The organism is Mycolicibacter sinensis, from assembly GCF_001673565.1.
Classification (GTDB): Bacteria; Actinomycetota; Actinomycetes; order Mycobacteriales; family Mycobacteriaceae; genus Mycobacterium; species Mycobacterium sinense_C.
In genome coordinates this window covers 18,108-41,023 of sequence record NZ_LZMF01000146.1, presented here as the reverse complement: position 1 = coordinate 41,023, position 22,916 = coordinate 18,108, and the positions used below count along the sequence as shown (strand labels likewise).

Here is a 22,916-nt window from a genome sequence, read left to right as displayed (position 1 = left end):
CCAGCAGTCGCATGACGAACGGCACGTACACCGACATCCACAGCCGGTTGATCCGCCACACCTTCGGCACGCGTTTACGCAGGTAGGCATCGGCGAACGAGATATGGCGGGCCTCTTCGGCGATGTGGATGGCCATCACCTTCTCCACCACCGGATGCCCGGAGCCGGCCTCGCGCAGTGCGTTGGTCTGGATCACGTCCACCGGCACCTCACCGGCCAGAACCCCGAAGAAGAACACGTTGGGGAACGGCCCCGCGTACAGCGGCATCAGCGGGGACAGCCAGCGCATCCACCACTGCATCCCCGGAACGTCGAACCCGATGCGGTTCACCAGCTCCTGGAACATCAGGACGTGGTTGCACTCCTCGACGGACTCGTGCATGCAGTAGCGGTGTTCGGGCGAGCCGTTGGGCACCCGGGACGCGTACTGGACCAGGCCCCGGATCAGCATGCTTTCGAACTGCAGGGTGACCTTGGCGATGTTGGCTTGGCGCCACATCCCGATCGCGATCTGCTTGTCCAGCGGCTGGCTGCGGTACCAGTCGGTACGTCCCAGCGGGTCGTCGGTCAGCACCCAGCGCGGGTCGTCGGCGGTGATGGCGTTTTCGGGGGCGTCCCAGTCGATGTCGGTGAACGGATCGAATCGGCGTCGTACTGAGCTCTGTGACAGGTTTTGCAGCGTCGCCGTGTACTGAGGATCGTCGCTGACGTCCATGGTGCGGCGGTAGCGGGCAACAGCGAGAGCGACGGTGGCGGAGACCAATCCGACGACCAACAGGCTGCCCAGCAGCCCGAGGATCTGGAGCCAGATCGGCATCTCGAAGTCACTTCCGTCGTTGGGCACCGCGCGAAGAAGTCGGCGGCTCGGCCGAAGCTTACCGCCGAAATTGGCAAAACACTAAGACCCGCCGCGCTGTTGTGGTGTGATTGCCGCCATCTCGCGACCGGTCGGCGCCCGTTACTCTACCGCCGGCTCATGCAGCCCGCAGTTCGAACGGGCAGCGCGCACAGCGGCGTGCCGCGAAATTGCGGTAGCGTGTTCACCTTATGGGGACCCAGCAGTACCAGCACTACGAGGCCATCATCGTGGGAGCGGGCTTCGGTGGAATCGGCGCGGCGATCCAACTGAACCGGCTGGGTTACCAGAACATCCTGATCGTCGACCGCGAGGACGGCCTCGGTGGGACGTGGCGGGTCAACCACTATCCCGGCCTGTCCGTCGATCAGCCCTCGACGACCTATTCCTATTGGTTTGAGCCCAACCCCTACTGGTCGCGGCTGTTCGCGCCGGGCCATGAGGTCCAGGCCTACGCCGAGCATGTCGCCGACAAGTACGACGTGAACCGCTTCATGCGCTTCAACACCTGCGTCGACGGCGCCCAATGGGACGAGGACGCCAAGGTGTGGCGGGTGACCGTGGCCGGCGGCGAGACCCTGACGGCGCAGTTCCTCATCGTGGCCACCGGCTTCTTGTGCCAGCCGAAGACACCGGACATCCCCGGTATCGACACCTTCGCCGGGCGCATCGTGCACACCGCGGCCTGGGACCACGAGTACTCCATGGCCGGGCGGCGGGCGGCGATCATCGGCACCGGTTCGACCGGGATCCAGGTGATCCCGGAGCTGGCCAAAGAGGTCGCCGAGCTGACGGTCTACCAGCGCACGCCGATCCTGGTGACGCCCAAATCCGACGTGGCGTTTCCGCCCGTGGTGCAGCGGATGTTCGCCCGGGTGCCGTTCACCCAGCGCATCGTGCGGTGGATCACCGACAACGTCACCGACTTCATGATGGTCCTGACGATGTGGCGCTACCGGCGGTTCAAGCTGCTCAACAAGGCGATGGCGGCCCAGTCCGCACGGCACCGGCGGCGGTCGGTGCGGGATCGCGAGCTGGCCCGCAAGATGGCGCCCGACTTCGACTTCGGCTGCAAGCGTCCGTCGATCTCCAACAATTACTACCCGACATTCGCCAAGCCGAATGTGCACCTGGTGACCGAGGGAATCGAGCGGATCGAACCCGACGGCATCGTGGCGCGGGACGGCACCAAGCGTGAGATCGACACCCTGGTGCTGGCGACGGGCTTCGACGTCTGGGAGGGCAACCTGCCGGCGATCGAGGTGGTGGGTCGCGGCGGGCGCAACCTGGGCAAGTGGTGGCGGGAGACCCGCTTCCAGGCCTACCAGGGCATGACCGCGCCCCAGTTCCCGAACTTCATCAACATGGCCAGCCCGTTCGCCTGGGTGGGGCTGTCCTGGTTCAACACCGTGGAATACCAGATGCGGCACATGAACCGGCTGTTCGGTGAGCTGCAGCGGCGCCAGGCGCGCACCTTCGAGGTCACCGAAGAGGCCAACACCGCGTTCTACGAGCGGATGATGGGCCTGCTGGACAGCTCGGTGTTCCACCTCGGCAACTGCGCGACGTCGAATTCCTATTGGTTCAACCACAACACCGGAGAGGCCCCGCTCTTCCGGCCGACCTCGGTGCGCACTGCGGTCAAGGAGCAGGATCACTTCCCCCTGTCGGACTACCTGATCGGGTAGCTTCCGCTGCCGCGGTCGGTGAACCGGGGTTACAGTGATCGTTTGGGGGAAATCGTCTGGTGAGGGGCCTTGGATAAGTGACGAAAACGCACCTGAGCCATAGCCGGTCGTCTGCGGCAGGATTGGTCCGTAAGTTCGCGTTGCCGATCATTCTCGGCTGGGTGGCGCTCACGCTTCTGGTGAGCCTCGCCGTTCCACCGCTGGAGCAGGTTGCCAAGGAACACCCGGTGTCGTTGAGCGCCAAGGACGCGCCGTCGATTCAGGCGATGGCGCGGCTGGGACACTCCTTCCAGGAGTCGAACACCGACAGTGCGGCGATGATCGTCCTCGAAGGCGACGAACCCCTCGGCGATGCCGCGCACCACTACTACAACGAGCTGATCGCCCAGCTCAACGCCGACACCAAGCACATCCAGCACATCCAGGACTTCTGGGGGGACCCGCTCACCGCGGGCGGAGCCCAGAGCTCTGACGGCAAGGCGGCGCTGGTCCAGCTGAACCTCGCCGGCAACCAGGGCGAGGCGCTGGCCAACGAATCGGTCGAAGCGGTCCGCGACATCGTGTCGCGCACGCCCGCGCCGCCTGGCGTGCGCGCCTACGTCACCGGCCCGGCGCCGATGGTCACCGACATGAACACCAGCGGTGACCGTGCGGTGCTGAAGATCCTGATCGCCACCGTGTCGGTGATCTCGCTGATGCTGTTGCTGCTCTATCGCTCGTTCAGCACCGTCGCTGTGCTGTTGGCGGTTGTCGGTGTCGAGCTGGCGGCGGCGCGCGGAATCGTGGCCTTCCTGGGCCACAACGGGTGGATCGGGTTGTCCACCTTCGCGATCAACATCCTGGTGACACTGGCGATCGCCGCCGGGACCGACTACGGCATCTTCTTCATCGGCCGCTACCACGAGGCCCGCCACGCCGGCGAGGACCCGAAGACGGCCTACTTCACCACCTACCGCGGAGTCGCCCACGTGGTGCTGGCGTCGGGCCTGACGATCGCCGGCGCCACCTTCTGCCTGAGCTTCACCCGGCTGCCGGTCTTCCAGACCATGGGCATCCCGTGCGCGGTCGGCATGCTGGTCGCGGTGGCGATCGCGCTGACGCTGGTCCCCGCGGTGCTGGCCGTCGCCAGTCGTTTCGGCCTGCTCGAACCCCGGCGCAAGATGTCGGATCGGGGCTGGCGCAAGGTGGGCACGGCGATCGTGCGCTGGCCCGGACCGATCTTCGTGGCCGCGTGTTCGGTCGCGCTCATCGGACTGCTGGCACTGCCGGGCTACAAGGTCAGCTACAAGGACCCGTCGTTCATCCCGGCCGACACCCCGGCCAACCTCGGTTGGGCGGCCGCGTCACGACACTTCCCGGAATCGCGGTTGCTGCCCGAGGTGCTGCTGATCGAATCCGATCACGACATGCGCAACTCGGCGGACTTCCTGGTGCTCAACAAGCTGGCGAAAAGCGTCTTCGCGGTCGAGGGCGTCGCCATGGTGCAGGGGGTGACCCGGCCCGAGGGCACTCCGCTGGGGCATACCTCGATCCCGTTCCTGCTGAGCATGCAAAGTGCCGGGCAGATGCAGAACCTGGACTTCATGAAGAACCGGGTCGCCGATATGCGCAAGCAGGCCGACGACCTCGAGGGCACCATCGCGTCGCTGCAACGGATGTACGGGCTCATGCAGCAGTTGGGCACCAACACCCATGAGGCGACCGGCGTTTCGCACGAGGCGATGGATCTGGCCCAGCAGATGCGCAGCCACATGGCCGATTTCAACCAGAACTCCAAATTGCTGCGCGAAACGGTCGACACGAACGACTGCCGCGGGGACCCAACCTGCCTGTCACTGCGGTCGGCGTACGCCTCGATGGACGGCGCGACCCAGCTCACCGACAAGCTCAACGAGCTGGCGCCGGTGATGAGCAACGTCGACGTGGTGACGCCGCAGTTGCTGGAGATGATGCCGGCGCAGATCGCGGCGCTTCGCAGCCTGCAGACCATGATGCTGACGTTGCACAGCACCATGTCCGGGATGATGGCGCAGGTCGAGGAGGTCGGCGGGGATTCGGCCGCGATGGGCCAGGACTTCGACGCGGCCAAGAGCGACGACTCGTTCTACCTGCCGCGGGAGGCGTTCGACAACCCGGACTTCAAACGCGTGATCCAGCTGTTCCTCTCGCCCGACGGCCACGCGGCGCGCTTCTTCATCACCCACGACGGCTATCCGGCGACGCCGGAGGGCATGGCGCGGGTGAACCTGATCAAGAAGGCCGCCACCGAATCTCTGAAGGGAACGCCGCTGTCGTCGGCCCAGGTCTATGTGGCCGGTACCGCCGCGCTCTTCAACGACCTCCAGGGAATCGCCGACTACGACCTGCTGATCGCCGGAATCGCTTCGCTGGCAATCATTTTCATCATCATGCTGCTGATCACGCGCAGCTTCATCGCCTCGCTGGTGATCGTCGGGACGGTGCTGGCCTCACTGGGGGCGTCGGTCGGGCTGTCGGTGTTGGTGTGGCAGTACATCTTCGGCATCCACCTGCACTGGCTGGTGATGGTGATGTCGGTGATCATCCTGCTGGCGGTGGGCTGTGACTACAACCTGCTGCTGGTCGCCCGGTTCAAGGAGGAACTCGGCGCCGGGATCAAGACCGGCATCATCCGGGCGATGGGCGGCACCGGCAAGGTCGTCACCGCCGCCGGCTTGGTATTCGCGTTCACGATGGCCTCGATGCTGGTCAGCGACCTGCGGGTGGTGGGCCAGGTGGGCACCACGATCGGGCTCGGCCTGCTGTTCGACACCCTGATCGTGCGCTCGTTCATGATGCCGTCCATGGCTGCGCTGCTGGGCCGGTGGTTCTGGTGGCCGCTGAACGTGCGCGAGCATCCGGCGCGCGCGCCGCGCGTGACCGGACCGGTCACGGCGGTCGCTGACGACATCGACACCGACGCCGAGTACACCGACGTTGCCGACGCCGACGACGCTGACGAGGCTGTTGTCGCCGTGGACTCCGACGCCGCTGACGACGCTGATGATGTCAACCAGGACGTCTCGGCGGATGTCGAACCGGACGAGACGACCGAACCGGCCAAGGACGACCGGACGTTCGAGGACATGGTGGCCACGGCGTTCCCCGAGCTGTCCGGACGGCCCGACGTACTCGGCGAGGATCGCGCCAGTGAGGTGCTGGCCGCCATGCAGCCACCGGAGGAGGAAACCGACCGGTAGTAGGGCCGATCGGCTCTGGTCGGCGCGCCGCCCCGTGCACTAACGTTTCAACAAACGTTGATTGTAAAAAATACTGGTGCGGGTTCCAGCTCTCAGCCGGCGTCCACACCGAGGAGGCGGCAGATGAGCATCGCGGATCGGACCGAACAGACCACCGGGGAAGGAGCGCTGACGCCCGGGGCGGGAACATTGGGCCACGGCAGCAGCGGTGCCCTCGACGGGCTGCCTGCCAATGTCTGACGAAAACCTCTCGGCCGCACTGGAACGCGAGCATCAGGAGATCGACGGCGGACTCGGGGATTTCCTGGACAAGCTGGATGCCGGCAGCGTGGACGCCGAGGCCCTCCGGGCGACCCTGGCAGCGCTGCGGCGCCACATCTATCTGGAAGAACAGCTCCTGTTCCCGCCGATCAGCAAGGGCGCCCAGATGATGTCGGTGTTCGGGATGATCCGCGGCCACGGGGAGATCTGGCGCACCGTCGACGCACTCGACGGCCTGGTCGGCGGGCCGGACGACCCGGCAGACCCCGATACGTTGCGGGAAGTCTGCCAACGGCTGGTGGCGCTGTTGGTCGACCACAACAAGGTCGAGGAGCCGGTGATCTACCCGGCCGCCGACACCGGCCTGGCGCCCGAGCAGGCCGCCGAACTGGCGGAGTTCCTCGAAGCGGGCCGGATGCCCGAGGGCTGGGTCTGCGCGAAAGCCGCGGTCTGAGTTGGATTGGGGAACGCCGGTGTCCGTTGAGAAATCAGACAGGTCCCCGTCGGCCATGCTGGAACGTGAGCATCAAGAGGTCGACGCCCGCCTCGAGGCGTTCCTGATCGGGCTCCGGGACGGCCGGGTCGATGCCGACGAGGTGAACGCGGCTCTGGAAGCGCTGCGCCGGCACATCTACCTCGAGGAGCGGATCCTGTTCCCGCCGATCCGGCACGGCGGGATGGCGATGCCGGTCGCGGTGATGATGACCGAGCACGGCGAGATCTGGCGCACCATGGACGCGCTGGCGAGCCTGGTGGCCGGCGGTGACACCGAGCGGACCGGCACGATCTGCCGACTGCTGCTCGATCAGCTCGCCGTGCACAACTCCAAAGAGGAGCAGGTGATCTACCGCGCCGCCGACTCCGAGCTGGAACCCGAGCAGGCGGCGGAGCTGACCGACTTCATCGAGACGGGGCTGATGCCCGATTCCTGGGAGTGCCGGGAGGCGCGCTAGAGGCCGCCGCCGAGTCCGAGTCCGAGGGCCACGGCGATCGGGATCAGCGCCATGTCGGCCGCGATCGGAAGACCGATTGCCTCGATGAGGTTGCCCGACTCGAGCTGGTCGAGAAAAACCGTCAGGTTGTAGGCCGGCAGGGTGATGGTCAATGCAGTGAACATGTCGGCCAGCGGGAGCAGTTGGGTGTAACCCTCCGATGGCGTCCCCGATGAGCCGAGGTCCAGCGCGTTGAGCACCTGGGTGAAGGTCGACAGGTTCGGATCGTCGAGGAAGGCCGCCGGGTTGGTGGTGAGGTCGCCGAGGGCGTACGCCGCCCGCAGTAGCGGACCGGTCGCCGGATTGTCGGCAATCGAGGCGAAGACGTCGTAATTCTGCGGGTCCAGCAGATCCCTGCCGGCAGCGACGATCCCCTCCGGTATCGCCTTGACCAGTGCGTTGAAGACGTCATCCCAATCGAGGTCCGGCGGGAAGAGACCGAACGGTGTTTCCACGTCCGCCGGACCCTGGCTCCAGCCCTCGGTGATACTTCCGTAGCCGAGGTTCACCAGGATCTTCATGGCCGGCTCCAGCAGGTCGGCCAGCGGATTGCCGAGGAACGGCAGGAAGCGCACCAGGTCCAGTATCGGCAGATGATCCTGCGGAATCATGAAGTAGTGGGTCAGTGAGTCGGCGTCCGCCGTCGGCAGCGGTATGGCGTTGGCGATCTGGTCGGGTTCCAGCCCCAGATAGGTGAAGTGCTCGAGCACCATTCCCGCCATGGCGTTCAAGACCGCCAGCGGATTGAGCGTGTACTGCGGGAAGTCGGCGAAACCGTCGTATTCGAGCGTGTAGACGTCGGTGGGGTAGAGGTCCGGCGTGGGATGGCCGAACGTGATGCCCAGGCTCGGGATCGACGGGTTCGAACCCAGCGGGACGTCGAAGCGTTCCAGCAGCCCGCCGTTGGGTGCCGCGGTGTCGCCGACCAGCACGAAGTGAACATCCTCGGCCGGCTCGCCCTGGTCGGCGAGCTGGGTCATGGCCAGCGAGGAGAGCGCCGAGCTCTGCGAATAGCCGAAGACCACCACCGGATTCGTCGCGTCCACACCGCCGTCGGCGATTTGGCGGCTGACCGTCTCACTGAGCATCTGCGCCCCCTGGGTTTCGGAGACGAACGCCGGGAGGCTCTTGACGCCGGTCGTGGGGTAGAAGCCCGCCGGGGTGAACAGGGCCTGCGGTGTCCCGGTGAAGCCGTGCGGTTGGAGGTAGAGCGTGGTGGCGGCGTCGACATAGCCGGGCGGCGGGAGCGGGATCCCGCTGCCGCCCATGATCAGCGCTAACCCGTCTCCCAGGCCGGCGAGCCGCACCTCACCCGCCTGAGATCCCGGTACCGCCGGGACGAGACCGATCAGGACGGTGGCCGCCATACACAGTCCGCGAGCAACCGGCTTGGTCATGGCGGCGCGGCGATCAGCGCCGACAGCCCGGCGTGATAGGCGGCCAGGCTGTGTCGCCAGCCGACGTCGATAGCCCCGCCGCTGTCCACAGCGATCTCGGCCCCCACGTGCACGTACGGCGACGGCGGTACCAGCGGCACGACGTCGAGGAAGTTCACCACCCGATAGCAGCATTCGATCGCCGCGTCGAAGGCGGCGGCGAAGTCGGGCAGCCCGACCCGCGGTCCGGCGAAGGTGGTCAGCCGCGGCTCGATGGTGTTGGGTGGCATCGCCAGGGCGATGTCCGGCGCCGCCAGCACGGCCAGTGCCGCGCCGAGGCTGTCGCCGGTGATCAGGATCTGGTTGCAGCCGTGGGTGGCGGCGGGCAGGTTGGCGGCGATGCTGTCCCGGACGCAGCGGTAGACGTCCTGGAACCCGGCATGGACCTGGCCGAACCCGCTGACCGGTGCATAGACCGCCGGCACGAAGTCAAAGTCGGCGATCCAGTCGGCCACGTCCGCGCTGCCGCGAAAGGACACGAACGCGGTTCCGGTCGCGGTGTCGTGCCCCATCAACCCGAAGACATTGGTGTCCTTGGCCATCGCTTTTGCCGGGTGCTGGTCGGGCAGTGCGGCCAGGTGCGCGGAATCGGCTTTGATCAGGGCGGTCTGGGCGAACCCGGGCGGCAGCGTGGGCTGGGCGCCGGTCATCACCGTGTAGGCCGCCTGCGCCAGCGGCAGCACCACATCGCGGGCATAGGACGCGCTGAATGCCACGCAAAAAAGTGTAGGGTCCGGCGGCCCTGCCAATACGAAGATCGACCAGGGGATCTAGACTCTGGTGCCAACGGCAATGATCCGGCCATCACCGGGGAGCCTTCGGAAGAACGGGCCAGGCAGAGACCGGCCTCAGTAGAACCGAACGGGTAAGCCCGTCACAGCCTTGTTGAGCGGTCGCGTCGGCAGCGCGGCAAGCGGGGTGGTACCGCGGTGCTCGCGTAACCTGCGCGGCGTCGTCCCCGGGCCGGGCGCTTGGGAGACGACAGACAGTGAGCGAACGCAGCTATCCGAAGCCGGCCGCCGGTGCCCCCGACTTTCCGGCGGCCGAGGCCGAGGTCCTCGATTACTGGGCGGCTGATGACACCTTCCGGGCCAGCATCGCCCGCCGCGACGGCGCCGAAGAATACGTGTTCTACGACGGCCCGCCGTTCGCCAACGGACTGCCCCATTACGGGCACCTGCTCACCGGTTATGTCAAGGACATCGTGCCGCGGTATCGCACCATGCGCGGCTACAAGGTGGAGCGCCGGTTCGGCTGGGACACCCACGGTCTTCCCGCCGAACTGGAGGTGGAACGCCAGCTCGGCATCACCGACAAGTCGCAGATCGACGCGATGGGTATCGCCGCCTTCAACCAGGCCTGCCGGGAGTCGGTGCTGCGCTACACCGCCGAATGGCAGGCCTACGTCACCCGGCAGGCCCGCTGGGTCGACTTCGACAACGACTACAAGACGCTCGACCTGCCGTTCATGGAATCAGTGCTGTGGGCGTTCAAGCAGTTGTGGGACAAGGGACTTGCCTACGAGGGCTACCGCGTACTGCCGTACTGCTGGCGTGATGAGACCCCGCTGTCCAATCACGAACTGCGGATGGACGACGACGTCTACCAGAGCCGCCAGGATCCCGCGCTGACCGTGGGGTTCCAGATTGTGGGCGGGGCGGCGGGAGAGGGGTCGGCCGGGGAGCTGGCCGGCTCCCATCTGCTGGTGTGGACCACCACGCCGTGGACGCTGCCGTCGAACATGGCGGTCGCGGTCAACCCCGAGGTGACCTATGTGCAGGTCGCGGTGGGGGAGCGCCGCTACGTACTGGCCGAAGCCCGGCTTGGCGCCTATGCGCGTGAACTCGGCGAAGAACCGCAAGTACTGGCGAGCTACCGGGGTGCTGACCTGCTGGGCATGCGGTACCTGCCGCCGTTCGGATACTTCATGGACTCCGCCAACGCTTTTCGGGTGCTCGCCGCCGACTTCGTCTCGACCGAGGACGGCACCGGGCTGGTGCACCTGGCGCCGGCCTACGGCGAGGACGACAAGAACACCACCGATCCGGCCGGGATCACCCCGGTCACCCCGGTGGACGCCAAGGGCCGCTTCGATTCCAGCGTCGGCGATTACGCCGGTCAGCACGTCTTCGACGCCAACAAGGCGATCATCGCCGACCTGAAGAACGGCACCGGACCGGTCGCCGCCAACGGGGCGGTGCTGGTGCGCCACGAAACCTACGAGCACCCCTATCCGCACTGCTGGCGGTGCCGTAACCCGCTGATCTACAAGGCGGTTTCGTCGTGGTTCGTGCGCGTCACCGAGTTCCGCGACCGGATGGTGGAACTCAACGAACAGATCACCTGGTACCCCGAGCACGTCAAGGACGGCATCTTCGGCAACTGGCTGCGCGGTGCGCGCGACTGGTCGATCTCGCGAAACCGCTACTGGGGCACCCCGATCCCGGTGTGGAAATCCGACGATCCGGCGTACCCCCGAATCGATGTCTACGGCAGCCTCGATGAGCTCGAGCGGGATTTCGGGGTGCGCCCGGATAATCTGCACCGGCCCTACATCGACGAGTTGACCCGGCCCAACCCCGACGATCCGACGGGCGCCTCGACGATGCGACGCATCCCCGATGTGCTCGACGTGTGGTTCGACTCCGGGTCGATGCCGTACGCCCAGGTGCACTACCCGTTCGAGAACTCCGACTGGTTTCAAACCCATTACCCCGGCGACTTCATCGTCGAGTACATCGGTCAGACCCGCGGCTGGTTCTATATGATGCACGTGCTGGCCACCGCGCTATTCGACCGGCCGGCATTCAAAACCTGTGTGGCGCATGGCATCGTGTTGGGCTCCGACGGGCAGAAGATGAGCAAGTCGCTGCGCAACTACCCGGATGTGAACGAGGTGTTCGACCGCGATGGCTCCGACGCCATGCGCTGGTTCCTGATGGCCTCGCCGATCCTGCGGGGCGGCAACCTGATCGTCACCGAGCCGGGCATCCGCGAGGGTGTGCGCCAGGTGATGCTGCCGTTGACCAATGCCTACAGCTTCCTGGCGCTCTACGCACCGAAACCCGGGGCTTGGCGCACCGATTCGTCGCACGTGCTGGACCGCTACATCCTGGCGAAGCTGGCAGCATTGCGCGAGGAGCTGACCGCGGCGCTGGACGGTTGCGACATCTCCGGGGCGTGTGAGGAACTGCGCCAGTTCACCGAGGCGCTGACCAACTGGTATGTGCGGCGCTCCCGGCAGCGGTTCTGGGACGAGGACCCCGATGCCATCGACACCCTGCACACGGTGCTGGAGCTGACCTGCCGGCTGGCCGCACCGCTACTGCCGCTGACCACCGAGGTGATCTGGCGTGGTGTCACCGGTGAGCGTTCGGTGCACCTGACCGACTGGCCCGAGCCTGCCGGCCTGCCCGCCGATCCCGAGCTGGTCGCCGCGATGGACCAGGTGCGCGAGGTGTGTTCGGCCGCGTCCTCGCTGCGCAAGTCGCATCAGCTGCGGGTGCGGCTGCCGCTGCCCAAACTCACCGTGGCCGTCGATGATCCGCAGCGACTGGCGCCGTTCACCGAACTGATCGCCGACGAGCTCAACGTCAAGGCGGTGGAGCTGACCGCCGACATCGACCGCTACGGCCGCTTCGACCTGGCGGTCAACGCCAAGGTGGCCGGTCCGCGACTGGGCAAGGATGTGCAGGCCGCGATCAAGGCCGTCAAGGCGGGACAGGGGGTGGTGCATCCGGACGGCACCCTGAGCGCCGGGCCGGTGGTGCTGCGCGAGGGCGAATACACCTCGAAGCTGGTGGCCGCCGATCCGGAGTTCACCGTGGCCCTGCCGGACGGCGCCGGACTGGTCGTGCTCGACGGCACGGTGACCGAGGAGCTCGAAGCCGAGGGCTGGGCCAAGGACCGCATCCGCGAATTGCAGGAACTGCGCAAGAACACCGGCCTGCAGGTCTCCGACCGGATCAGCGTCGTGATGTCGGTGCCCGACCAGCGGCGCGGATGGGCGCAGGCCCATCGCGACCTGATCGCCGGCGAGATCCTCGCCACCGGCTTCGAATTCGGCGACCCGGGTGCCGGCGCGGCGGAGATCGGCGACGGGGTGCAGGTGAGCATCGCCAAGGCGTGATCAGCGCAGCGGCCCGGAGGCGACGCGAGTTTCTCGCAGCCAGATTCTTTTGGTCACCGGCGGTCGGACCGCCCCCGACAGCGGGATGCGCCTCGGCGGCCGATAATCGGTATTCGCGCTGATCAACGTGCCCGACGGCGCCCGGCGAACAGACCTCCGAGCGCCGCGGCAAGCGCTTGCCAGACGTGGCTCGCGCGGCCGGGAACACCGGTCTCGCCGGCCCGGAAACCGGCCCTCCGCTGGCTAATCTTCTGACACATCATCCTTGATTGCCGGTGGCTGCAGTCGGTTACTGATCGGAAGCGGAGGAGGGCTATGGATTTCGGGGCACTGCCACCGGAAATCAACTCCGCCAGAATCTATTCTGGGCCGGGGTCGGCTCCCCTGCTGGCCGCTGCGACAGCCTGGGATGCACTGGCAGGCGAACTGCATACCACCGCGACGGGGTACGGGTCGGTCATCGCCGACCTGGCCAGTTCAGCCTGGCACGGGCCCTCGGCGGGTGCGATGGCGACCGCGGCAGCGCCGTATGAACAATGGATGAGAGCCACCGCGGCGCAGGCGGAGCAGGCGGCGCTTCAGGCCAGGGCGGCCGCTGGCGCCTACGAGCTGGCCTTCGGCGCCACCGTCCCGCCGCCGGTGATCGCGGCGAATCGGACTCTGCTCGCATCGCTGGTCGCCACCAATTTTCTGGGGCAGAACACGCCGGCGATCGCCGCCACCGAGGCCCAGTACGGCCTGATGTGGGCCCAGGATGCGGCCGCGATGTACGCCTACGCCGGCTCCTCGGCGGCCGCCACCCAGCTGACCCCCTTCTCCGCGCCCCCGCAGACCACCGATCCCAGCGGACAAGGCAGCCAGGCGGCGGCGGTGGCCAACGCGACGCAGTCCTCGGCCGGCTCCAATGCGCAGTCGGCGCTGTCTCAGCTGATGTCGCAGGTGCCGAGCACCTTGCAGACGCTGACCACGAACCCGACCTCGCTGTCGTCGGCGGCGACCCAGGCGGCAACAGGTCTGAAGAACGGCATGGACAGCATCACCAACCTCATCAAGGTCGTCGACGGTCCCTATTCGCCACTGGGGATACTGCGGCTGTTCAAGAACTGGTGGCAGGTCAGCTCCAGTCTGGTCAGTACGCACAACGGTGCGCAGAGCCTGACCTCGTTCCTCAACCCGAAACCCATCACCGGGGCGCTGTCGCCGCTGCTGGCCAGCGAGCTCCTGACCGGCGGGCCGGCGGTCAATCCGGCGAGCGTGCCCGCGGCGTCGGCGGCGATCGGCCGCGCGGGCATGGTCGGGTCACTGTCGGTCCCGACCAGCTGGGCCTCGGCCGCTCCCGGGGTCCAGACGGTGTCGTCGGTGCTGCCGACGACCGTACTCGAGGCGGCTCCCGCGCTGGCGGCCAACGGCCAGAGCGGCATGTTCGGACAGATGGCGGCGTCGAGTCTGGCGGGCCGGGCCTTCAGCGCACCGGTCAGCAACGCGGTGGGTGCGGCCACCACCCGCACGATCAGCACCGTCACGCAGGTCACCAACACGGTGGCCGCCCCGGACATCGCCACCACCGCCACCATCATCGTCATCCCGCCGATTCAGAAGTAAGGAGGCGCAGCACATGGTTTTTCAGAGCTTCGCGGCGCAGCCGCCGGAGATCATCTCCGGTCTGATCTATTCGGGTCCGGGTGCGGCGCCCCTGCTGAGCGCCGCGTCGGCCTGGACCGGCCTGGCCGGCGAATTGCATGCCACCGCAGAGTCGTACGCCGCGGTGGTCTCGGGGCTCACCAGCGGTGGATGGCAGGGGCCGGCCGCTGCAGCCATGGCGGCCGCGGTTGCCCCGTACGTGAGCTGGTTGTCGACCACGGCCGCGCAAGCCGAGGAGACCGCCGGCCAGGCCAGGGCCGCGGCGGGTGCCTACGAGTCCGCCTTCGCCGGAATCGTGCCGCCGCCGGTGATCGCAACCAATCGCGTTCAGCTCGCATCGTTGGTGGCCGGCAACATCCTGGGGCAGAACAGCGCCGAGATCGCCACCGTCGAAGCCCAGTACGGCCAGATGTGGGCGCAAGACGTCGCGGCGATGGTCGGCTACGCCACCGAGTCGCAGGCGGCCACCCAGCTGACACCGTTCGCGGCGCCGGCCCAGACCACCGACGACAGCGGCACGGCCCGCCAGGCCGCCGCGACCGCGGAGGCGACCCAGGCCTCGGCAGGCTCCAACGCGCAATCACTGCTGTCGAGGCTGGGGCAGTCCATCAGCACCGCACCCAACAGCTACACCGATGCGGCGGAGGGCGCGATCAACGGCGCCACCGGAAATCCCGACTTGGCGGGGCTCTACGAGTCGTTCTGGAACTTCCAGTCCTCGATCGGCTCGGAGGGCACCTGGACCAATGCGGTGGGCGGCACCACCAACCTGGGCATGACCCAGGTCAGGCTGTTCCATAAGCTTCCCAGTGCGCCGGTGATCGCGAAATCGGCGCTGGGCGGCGGACTTATGAGCACCGGATTGACCGGCGGCGGCCCGGTCGCGGGCGCGGCCCGCGGCCTGGCCACGGCCGCGGCGACCGCGGGCAGCGCCTCGACGGTGGGGGCGCTGTCGGTGCCGCCCAGCTGGGCCACCGCCGCCCCGGCGATCAAGCTGGCTTCGCTGGCGTTGCCCAACGCCGCAGCAGCCGCGGCGCCATCAGCAGGGCTCGGCGGACTGCTCAGTCCGGCCGCGCTGGGCAGCATGACCGGAGCTGCTTTGGGCGGCCCGGCCGCGCGGGTGGCCAGCCCGGGCGTGCGAGTCATGACGACCAACACCAAGAACCGTGACGCTCCGGTCAAGCTCGATCAGGTCATTGCCCAGCTGCAGCAGACGCCGGACGTGGTGCAGCATTGGAACGTCGACGAAGCCGGGCTCGACGATCTGGTCGCCAAGCTGTCGCTGAAGCCGGGTATCCACGCCGTCCACGTGTGCGCCGAGGGCGAGGAAGTGCCCGCCGGGGCGCAATCCGCGCTCGGCTGACCGATGTCCAGGAGGTCTGCAATGCGAGTCTTGTTCGCCCCGTTGGTGGCACTGCCCGCGATCGTTCTTGCCGCGCCGGCGCACGCCGAACCCGGTGTCGTCGAGGCGAGCGCCGTGGATCCGACCGACTTCATCACCTCGCTGCACCAGGTGGGTATCACCTTCGATGACCCGGCGCAGGCCGTGGCGGCCGGCCAGGCGGTCTGCGGTCTGGCGGCCAACGGCGAAAGCGGCTTGGAGCTGCTCACCGATCTGCGCGAGGCCAATCCGGCGCTGACCATCAGCGGCGCCGCCCAGTTCGCGGCGATCGCGGCCAAAACCTATTGCCCGCAGCAGCTCACCCCGGCCAAGTCGGCCAAGTAGTTCACGGCTTGACTGCTCGCCAGCGTTGGCGCCCGCCGGCTCTGCGCACCTCCACATCAGCGAATCCGCTGCGCTGCAACCGGTCCGGAAGCGTCTCGGGGGAGACCGGGTTGTAGGTGTCGCGAGTGTGCAAGAGGCGGAACGTGGTCGAATGCACGCCGTCGCTCCCGGCGAACACCCCGCCGGGCTTGAGCACGCGAAACGCCTCGTCGAACAACCGATCCTGTAACGCAGGCGTCGGGACGTGATGCAGCATCGTGAAGCACACCACCGAACTGAACTTCCCGGCCGGCAGGCCGGTGTCGGTGCCGTCGCCGTTGATGATGCGCGCCCGCGAGCCGTATCTCGCCTGGAGCCGCTCGGTCATCGGGGGATCGATTTCGACCGCGGTCAACTGCGGCGTCATCTCCAGCAGGCACCGCATGTTGGCGCCGTAGCCCGGGCCGACCTCCAAGGTGTCGTCCCCGAGGTCCACGCCGGCGAGCGCCCACGGCAGCAGCTTGTGCTCGACGCTGCGCGCCCAATACGCCGAACTGCAACACAGCCGGTGAACCAGATTCATCGCCATGGAATCTCACGCTAGTCCCGCGTCGGCCGGCGGCGGCGCACTTGCGGCCCAATAGGATCGAGCACTGTGGACGCGCGGTGGGTCCTGCACCTGGACATGGACGCCTTCTTTGCCTCCGTCGAGCAGTTGACCCGCCCGACGCTGCGCGGACGGCCGGTACTGGTCGGCGGGCTGGGCGGTCGCGGCGTGGTGGCCGGTGCCAGCTACGAGTCGCGGGTGTTCGGGGCGCGCTCGGCGATGCCGATGCATCAGGCGCGCCGGCTGGTGGGCGCCGCCGCGGTGGTGTTACCGCCCCGCGGCGCGGTCTATGGGATGGCCAGCCGCCGGGTCTTCCAGATCGTGCGTGCGGTGATCCCGGTCGTCGAGCAGTTGTCCTTCGACGAGGCGTTCGGCGAACCGGCGGAGCTGGCGGGGACGAGCGCCGAGGACGTGCAACGGTTCTGCGAGCAGTTGCGGCGCCGGGTGCGCGAGGAAACCGGCCTGGTGGCCTCGGTGGGGGCCGGTTCGGGCAAGCAGATCGCCAAGATCGCCTCCGATCTGGCCAAACCCGACGGGGTGCGGGTGGTCAGCCGCGCCGAGGAACGGCTGCTGCTCGACGGCCTGCCGGTGCGCCGGCTGTGGGGGATCGGCCCGGTCGCCGAAGAGAAGCTGCACCGGCTGGGCATCGCCACCATCGGGCAGTTCGCCGCGCTGACCGATAGCGAGGTCGCCGACATTCTGGGCGCCACGATCGGTCCCGCCCTGCACCGCTTGGCCTGCGGGATCGACGACCGCCCGGTCGCCGAACGCGCCGAGGCCAAACAGATCAGCGCCGAATCCACCTTCGCCACCGACCTGACCACGCTGGAGCAGCTGCGCGCCGAGGTCGGCCCGATCGGCGAGCACGCCTATCGCCGGCTGCTGCGCGACGGCCGGGGCGCGCGCACGGTGACGGTGAAACTCAAGAAGGCCGACATGAGCGTGCTGACCCGCTCGGCCACCTTGCCCTACGCGACCACCGATGCCGCCGCGTTGACCTCGGCGGCGGCCAGGCTGCTGCTCGACCCGCAGCAGGTCGGCCCGATCCGGCTGCTCGGGGTGGGGTTCTCCGGGTTGACCGATGTCCGCCAGGAGTCACTGTTCCCGGATCTGGCTTTTCCGGAACCCGCCGCATCGGAGTCGCCGGAAACACCTGCCGCAGAGGCGATTTCACCGCCGGCCACCGCGCCGTGGCGGATCGGCGATGACGTCGCCCACCGCGAGCTGGGGCACGGCTGGGTGCAGGGGGCCGGCCACGGGGTGATGACGGTGCGATTCGAGACCCGCAGCTCGGGCCCGGGACCGGTGCGGACGTTTCCGATCGACGAGCCGGCGATCACCCGCGCCGACCCGGTCGAAAGCCTGGATTGGCCCGGTTTCGCCGCCAGCCCGGAGGAGCCAGCTTAGGGGAGCGGGTCAGCCCCACCGGTCGATGACGTCGTCGACCGGCAGCCCCGCTCCCAGCGCCGCCATCAGCAGGACCCGGGCCTGCGGGGGCCGCAGCCGCGGCACCATGACGGCACCGGCGTCGACCAGCGCCCGGCCCGGCCCGTAGGCCGCACCGACCCGCGCATCCGGCACCCGGCTGGACACCGCGACCACCACCCCGTCGCGGCAGTGCCGACGCACGCCCTCGATCACGGCGGACCCGGCGTTGCCGGAGCCCAACGCCTCCAGCACCACCGCGCGCGCACCGGCGGCCACGCAGGCGTCCAGGGCCACCGCATCCGCGCCGGCGTAAAGCGTGATGACGTCAACCCGGGGGGCCTCTGCCACCTCCAGGTGGGGACGGGCCTTGCCGTCGTTCAGCCGCACCCGCCCATCCGCCACCGTGCCCAGCCGTGGCCCGCTGAAACCGGTCAGATCGGTGGTGGTCGTCTTGGACAGGCCCAGCGGCGCCAGCACCTGCCCGGCGAAGCACACCAGCACGCCGAGCCCTCGCGCCGCCGGGTCGGCGGCCAGCGTCAGCGCGTCGCGCAGGTTGCCCGGACCGTCGGCGTCCGGAGCGTCCGCGCTGCGCTGCGCTCCGGTCAGCACCACCGGGGCGACCCCGGTGTAGCCCAGTTCCAGCCACAGCGCGGTCTCTTCGCAGGTGTCGGTGCCGTGGGTCACCACCACCCCGTCGGCGCCACCGTCCACGGCGGCCCGCACCGCGGTCAGGATCCGCTCCCAGTCGGCCGGGGCCAGCTCCGAGCTGTCGCGCGCCATCAGGTCGACCACCGTGACGTCGGCGCCGGAGTCGAGACCGGCGACCAGATCGGTACCGTGCACGGTCGGCCGGCGCACCCCGCCGTCATCGGTACTGGCGGCGATCGTTCCGCCGGTGGTGATGACCGTGAGGCGCTTGGACACCATGCCGCGATCATGCCGCACGCGCGCTAAGGGATGATGGGGGGCGTGACTGACGAGACAACCGACTCGACCGAGCCGGCCGTCGATCCGGTGCCGGACCCGGAGCCGGCCGCGCCGCCGCGGCGGCTGGGCCTGCTGCTGTCGGTGGCCGCGGTCGTGCTGGTGGTCGACGTCGTCACCAAGGTGCTCGCGGTGAAGATGCTGACCCCCGGTCAGCCGGTGTCGATCATCGGCGACACCGTGACCTGGACCCTGGTGCGCAACTCCGGTGCCGCGTTCTCGATGGCCACCAGCTACACCTGGGTGCTGACGCTGATCGCCAGCTCGGTGGTGCTCGGCATCATCTGGATGTCGCGCCGCCTGGTGTCGCCGTGGTGGGCGGTCGGGTTGGGCATGATCCTCGGCGGAGCACTGGGCAATCTGGTGGACCGGTTCTTCCGGGCGCCCGGCCATCTGCAGGGCCACGTCGTCGACTTCCTCTCCATCGGCTGGTGGCCGGTGTTCAACGTCGCCGATCCCGCGGTGGTGGGCGGTGCGATCCTGCTGGTCGGGCTGTCGGTGTTCGGCTTCGACTTCGACACCGTGGGCCGTCGCCGCGCCGGCGACGAGGCAGCGCGAAGCGATGCCGAGGAGCCGCGCCATCAGCACCGCGCCGGCGACGAGGCAGCGCGGAGCGATGCCGAGGAGCCGCGCCCCCAGTCGGGCGCGGGTGACCAGGCCTGATGGCGTGACCGAACGGTCCATGCCGGTGCCGGAGGGGCTGGCCGGCATGCGCGTGGACGCCGGGTTGGCCCGACTGCTGGGTCTGTCCCGCACGGTTGCCGCCACCCTGGCCGAGAACGGCGACGTCGAACTGGACGGGGCACCCGCCGGCAAGTCCGACCGGTTGGCCGCCGGCGCGTGGTTACACGTGCGCCTGCCCGCGCCGCCGGCTCCGCTGGAGAACACCCCGACCGAGGTCGAGGGCATGACGATCCTGTACTCCGATGACGACATCGTCGCCGTCGATAAACCCGCCGGGGTGGCCGCCCACGCGTCGGTCGGCTGGTCCGGGCCCACCGTGCTCGGCGGGCTGGCCGCGGCCGGCTACCGCATCACCACCTCCGGGGTGCCCGAACGCCAGGGCATCGTGCACCGCCTCGACGTCGGCACGTCGGGGGTGATGGTGGTGGCGATCTCCGAGCGCGCCTACACCGCGCTCAAACGCGCCTTCAAGGCCCGCACCGTCGACAAGCGCTACCACGCGCTGGTGCAGGGCCATCCGGATCCGTCCAGCGGCACCATCGACGCCCCGATCGGCCGGCACCACGGCCGTGACTGGAAGTTCACCGTCACCGCCGACGGCCGGCACAGCATCACCCACTACGACACGGTGGAGGCCTTCGTCGCCGCCAGCCTGCTCGACGTGCACTTGGAAACCGGGCGCACCCACCAGATCCGGGTGCACTTCGCCGCCCTGCGGCATCCGTGCTGCGGCGACCTCACCTACGGCGCCGACCCGACCCTGGCCAAAAAGCTGGGATTGGAACGCCAGTGGCTGCACGCCCGCTCGCTGGCCTTCGCCCACCCCGGCGACGGGCGGCGCGTCGAGATCACCAGCGAGTACCCGGGTGATCTCCAACACGCCCTCGACGTGCTGCGGCACCGCGACCAGCACGCGCTGTAAAGGGCGCCGCGTTTCCAGGAACCGGTACGGCGCGCCGATTTGGGTGCCGGTGCAGCACCCCCTATCCTTTGCGGGTCGTAGTGCAGGTTTACGGGCGAGGTCGGAGTATGAGACAACGCCGGTGCAGGCGAGGTATTCGGTGGGCCGGCGCGTTGCTGACCGCTGGATTGGTCAGCGCGGCCGCGGCGCTGGCGCCGGCGGGCTACAGCAACACCGTCGACGGCCGGCCGGTCTCGATGCGCTACGACCCATGGCGGGTCAGCGGCCTGCCGGTGACCGACGGCCCCAGCGGGCCGCGCCCGGACGCCCCCGTGGCGACCGGTACCGTCCGTGACGGCGACGGCGGCGACATCGATCGGCTGGCACTGCTGTCGGTCAACGACATCGCGGACTTCTGGCAGCGCAACTACGACGGTTTGCACGGCCGCTTCGCCCCGGTCGGCACGCTGATCTCTTATGACTCCAGCGACGCCGCCGGCTCGACGCTCTGCGGTGTCAATACCCACGGGTTCGTCAACGCGTTCTATTGCTACGGCCACGACAAGATGGCGTGGGACCGAGGGGTGTTGCTGCCGGGCGCCAAGCGCTACTTCGGCGACATGGCGGTCACCGGGGTGCTGGCGCACGAATACGGGCACGCGGTGCAGGACATGGCCAAGCTGGTCGACAGCTCGACGCCGGTCCTGGTGGCCGAACAGCAGGCCGACTGCTTCACCGGGGCTTATTTGCGCTGGGTCGCCGAAGGCGATTCACCCCGCCTGACCCTGAGCACCACCGACGGACTCAACGGGCTGCTGGCCGGGCTGATCACGCTGCGCGATCCGGTGCCCGGCCCGGACGGCGAACTGGTCGTCGGAGCCGGGCACGGCACCGCGCTGGACCGGATCGGTGCCCTGCAGCTGGGCTTCGACACCGGCGTGCAGCGCTGCACCGAGATCGACACCGGCGACATCGAGCACCGCCGGGCCGGCACGCCGGCGTCGTTGCGGGTCGGACCCACCTCTCACACGCCGTCGCCGGTGACCCGCATCGATGAAGGCCGCCTGAGGCGGATGATCGAGGCGCTCAACACCCGTTTCCGCCCGGTGCGCCCGCCCGCGCTGTCCATCGCGTCGGCGTGCCCCGACGGTGCGGCAAGCCCACCGGTGTCGTATTGCCCGGCTGTCAACACCATCGCCGTCGACCTGCCCGGTCTGCAGCGCCTGACCGGCGCCCTCGACGACGACGGCGGGAACCGGCTGATGCTGCACGGAGCCAATACTGCGTTGTCGGTGGTGATGTCGCGCTACATGCTGGCGTTGCAGCACCAGCGCGGTGTCGAGTTGACCTCGGCGATGGCGGGGCTGCGCACCGCGTGCCTGACGGGGCTGGGGCAGCGGCGCCTGTCGGAATCGTCGGACGAGGGCACCCGCGGGACGCTGAGCGCCGACGACCTCGACGAGGCGGTCACCGGCCTGCTCACCAACGGCCTGGCCGCCAGCGGCGCCGACGGCGCGGCGGTGCCGGCCGGTTTCACCCGGATCCAGGCGTTCCGTTCCGGGCTGCTGGGCGACGCCGAGCTGTGCTATCAGCGCTACTCCTCACCCGCCTAGGGATTCGCGGGTTTGCGGGCCTCGACGAGCACCCGGGTGGCGTGCGCGACGAACGGGCCTTGGGCCTCGATGCGCTCATGCAGCTCGCGTAGCCGGTCCCGGTGCTCGTCGACAGCGAAGTCGGGCACCGTCCAGATCACCTTGCGCAGGAAATAGATCACCGCGCCGATATCGAAGAACTCGGCGCGCAGCCGTTCCATCCGCAGATCGAGCACCTCCATACCGGCGGCCGCCGCGTCGGCACGCACCGCTTCGGGCTCGTATTGGGCGCCTTTGCCCGGCATCGGCCCGAGAAAGAACTCGCTGAGCTCGAGCATCGTCGCCGGACCGATCTGCTGGGCGAAGTAATGACCGCCGGGCCGCAGCACCCGAAAGATCTCGTCCCACCACGTCGCCAACGGGTGCCGGCTGCTGACCAGATCGAATGCGTCATCGCCGAACGGCAACGGCGGCCGGTCCGGCACGGTCACCACCACGACGCCACGCGGATGCAGCAGCGTGGTGGCGCGGGCGGCATTCGGCGGCCACGACTCGGTGGCGGCCATAGCGGGCGGGAAGGTACCGAACTGCTCGATGCCCGCCAGCACCTCGCCGCCACCGGTGTGCAGGTCGACTGCGGCCGCCACGCCCGACAATCGTTGCGCCAGCTGACGTTGATACCCCCACGACGGCCGCTGTTCGGTGGCCCGGCCGTCCAGCCAGGAGAACTCCCAGCCGTCGACCGGTGCGGCGGCGGCCTCGGCGACCAGCTCGTCGAAGCGTCGCGGCACGGT

General features: G+C 68.6%; 18 protein-coding genes. 12 read left to right on the top strand and 6 right to left on the bottom strand.

Annotation, left to right across the window (positions count from 1 at the left end; all coding sequences use genetic code 11):
* The coding region (locus tag A5648_RS21590) for an AurF N-oxygenase family protein (protein WP_234787513.1) at positions 1–715 on the bottom strand (715 nt) is incomplete at its 3' end.
* Positions 716–1,047: 332 nt separating this feature from the next.
* Here A5648_RS21590 and A5648_RS21585 point away from each other — a divergent pair.
* The 4 genes from A5648_RS21585 to A5648_RS21570 all read left to right on the top strand — a co-directional run bounded on the left by A5648_RS21585 (position 1,048) and on the right by A5648_RS21570 (position 6,976).
* Positions 1,048–2,544, top strand: coding sequence for a flavin-containing monooxygenase (locus A5648_RS21585; RefSeq protein WP_065026524.1), 1,497 nt, complete (start codon positions 1,048–1,050; stop codon positions 2,542–2,544).
* 77 nt (positions 2,545–2,621) lie between these two features.
* Positions 2,622–5,762 carry an RND family transporter gene (locus A5648_RS21580; protein ID WP_082966628.1) on the top strand — a complete coding sequence of 1,047 codons (3,141 nt, stop codon included), beginning with the start codon at positions 2,622–2,624 and terminating at the stop codon, positions 5,760–5,762.
* 232 nt (positions 5,763–5,994) lie between these two features.
* The gene (locus A5648_RS21575) at positions 5,995–6,477 is read left to right on the top strand and encodes a hemerythrin domain-containing protein (RefSeq protein WP_065026523.1); all 483 of its coding nucleotides are present in this window, start codon (positions 5,995–5,997) and stop codon (positions 6,475–6,477) included.
* 55 nt (positions 6,478–6,532) lie between these two features.
* Positions 6,533–6,976, top strand: coding sequence for a hemerythrin domain-containing protein (locus A5648_RS21570; RefSeq protein ID WP_065026522.1), 444 nt, complete (start codon positions 6,533–6,535; stop codon positions 6,974–6,976).
* Here A5648_RS21570 and A5648_RS21565 read toward each other — a convergent pair.
* Together A5648_RS21565 and A5648_RS21560 are read right to left on the bottom strand one after the other, a co-directional pair.
* Positions 6,973–8,382, bottom strand: coding sequence for a PE-PPE domain-containing protein (locus A5648_RS21565; protein WP_165607382.1), 1,410 nt, complete (start codon positions 8,380–8,382; stop codon positions 6,973–6,975). The genes A5648_RS21570 and A5648_RS21565 overlap by 4 nt on opposite strands.
* A gap of 26 nt (positions 8,383–8,408) precedes the next feature.
* Positions 8,409–9,167: a lipase family protein gene (locus A5648_RS21560; RefSeq protein WP_065026520.1), complete on the bottom strand. Its 759-nt coding sequence runs from the start codon at positions 9,165–9,167 to the stop codon at positions 8,409–8,411.
* Positions 9,168–9,439: 272 nt separating this feature from the next.
* Here A5648_RS21560 and ileS point away from each other — a divergent pair, with 272 nt between their 5' ends.
* The 4 genes from ileS (at position 9,440) to A5648_RS21540 (ending at position 15,947) form a co-directional block, all read left to right on the top strand.
* Positions 9,440–12,580, top strand: a complete 3,141-nt coding sequence (gene ileS / locus A5648_RS21555) for an isoleucine--tRNA ligase (RefSeq protein ID WP_065026519.1) — start codon at positions 9,440–9,442, stop codon at positions 12,578–12,580.
* A gap of 315 nt (positions 12,581–12,895) precedes the next feature.
* Positions 12,896–14,182: a PPE family protein gene (locus A5648_RS21550; RefSeq protein ID WP_065026518.1), complete on the top strand. Its 1,287-nt coding sequence runs from the start codon at positions 12,896–12,898 to the stop codon at positions 14,180–14,182.
* Between the two features lie 13 nt (positions 14,183–14,195).
* Positions 14,196–15,584 (top strand): PPE family protein, encoded by a 1,389-nt coding sequence (locus tag A5648_RS21545; RefSeq protein ID WP_065026517.1) that lies wholly within the window; start codon positions 14,196–14,198, stop codon positions 15,582–15,584.
* A gap of 21 nt (positions 15,585–15,605) precedes the next feature.
* Positions 15,606–15,947 (top strand): DUF732 domain-containing protein, encoded by a 342-nt coding sequence (locus A5648_RS21540; RefSeq protein ID WP_065026516.1) that lies wholly within the window; start codon positions 15,606–15,608, stop codon positions 15,945–15,947.
* Position 15,948: 1 nt separating this feature from the next.
* Here the strand turns inward: A5648_RS21540 and A5648_RS21535 are convergent, their stop codons facing one another.
* On the bottom strand, positions 15,949–16,515 hold the full coding sequence (locus tag A5648_RS21535; RefSeq protein WP_065026515.1) for a class I SAM-dependent methyltransferase: 567 nt from the start codon (positions 16,513–16,515) through the stop codon (positions 15,949–15,951).
* A 66-nt stretch (positions 16,516–16,581) separates the two neighbouring features.
* Between A5648_RS21535 and A5648_RS21530 the strand changes: the two genes are divergently transcribed.
* The gene (locus A5648_RS21530; protein ID WP_065026514.1) at positions 16,582–17,940 is read left to right on the top strand and encodes a DNA polymerase IV; all 1,359 of its coding nucleotides are present in this window, start codon (positions 16,582–16,584) and stop codon (positions 17,938–17,940) included.
* Positions 17,941–17,949: 9 nt separating this feature from the next.
* On the opposite strand, the gene A5648_RS21525 is transcribed toward A5648_RS21530, so the two are convergent.
* Positions 17,950–18,888, bottom strand: a complete 939-nt coding sequence (locus tag A5648_RS21525; protein ID WP_065026513.1) for an asparaginase — start codon at positions 18,886–18,888, stop codon at positions 17,950–17,952.
* A gap of 42 nt (positions 18,889–18,930) precedes the next feature.
* Between A5648_RS21525 and lspA the strand changes: the two genes are divergently transcribed.
* The 3 genes from lspA to A5648_RS21510 all read left to right on the top strand — a co-directional run bounded on the left by lspA (position 18,931) and on the right by A5648_RS21510 (position 22,143).
* Entirely contained in the window at positions 18,931–19,608 is a 678-nt protein-coding gene (gene lspA / locus A5648_RS21520) for a signal peptidase II (RefSeq protein ID WP_065026526.1), read from the top strand.
* Positions 19,609–19,612: 4 nt separating this feature from the next.
* The gene (locus tag A5648_RS21515; RefSeq protein ID WP_082966627.1) at positions 19,613–20,551 is read left to right on the top strand and encodes an RluA family pseudouridine synthase; all 939 of its coding nucleotides are present in this window, start codon (positions 19,613–19,615) and stop codon (positions 20,549–20,551) included.
* A 107-nt stretch (positions 20,552–20,658) separates the two neighbouring features.
* Entirely contained in the window at positions 20,659–22,143 is a 1,485-nt protein-coding gene (locus A5648_RS21510) for a hypothetical protein (RefSeq protein WP_065026511.1), read from the top strand.
* Here A5648_RS21510 and A5648_RS21505 read toward each other — a convergent pair.
* A complete protein-coding gene (locus A5648_RS21505) occupies positions 22,140–22,913 on the bottom strand; it encodes a methyltransferase domain-containing protein (RefSeq protein ID WP_065026510.1) in 774 nt (257 codons plus the stop codon). The two genes, A5648_RS21510 and A5648_RS21505, sit on opposite strands and share 4 nt — an antisense overlap.
* Positions 22,914–22,916: the final 3 nt, after the last annotated feature.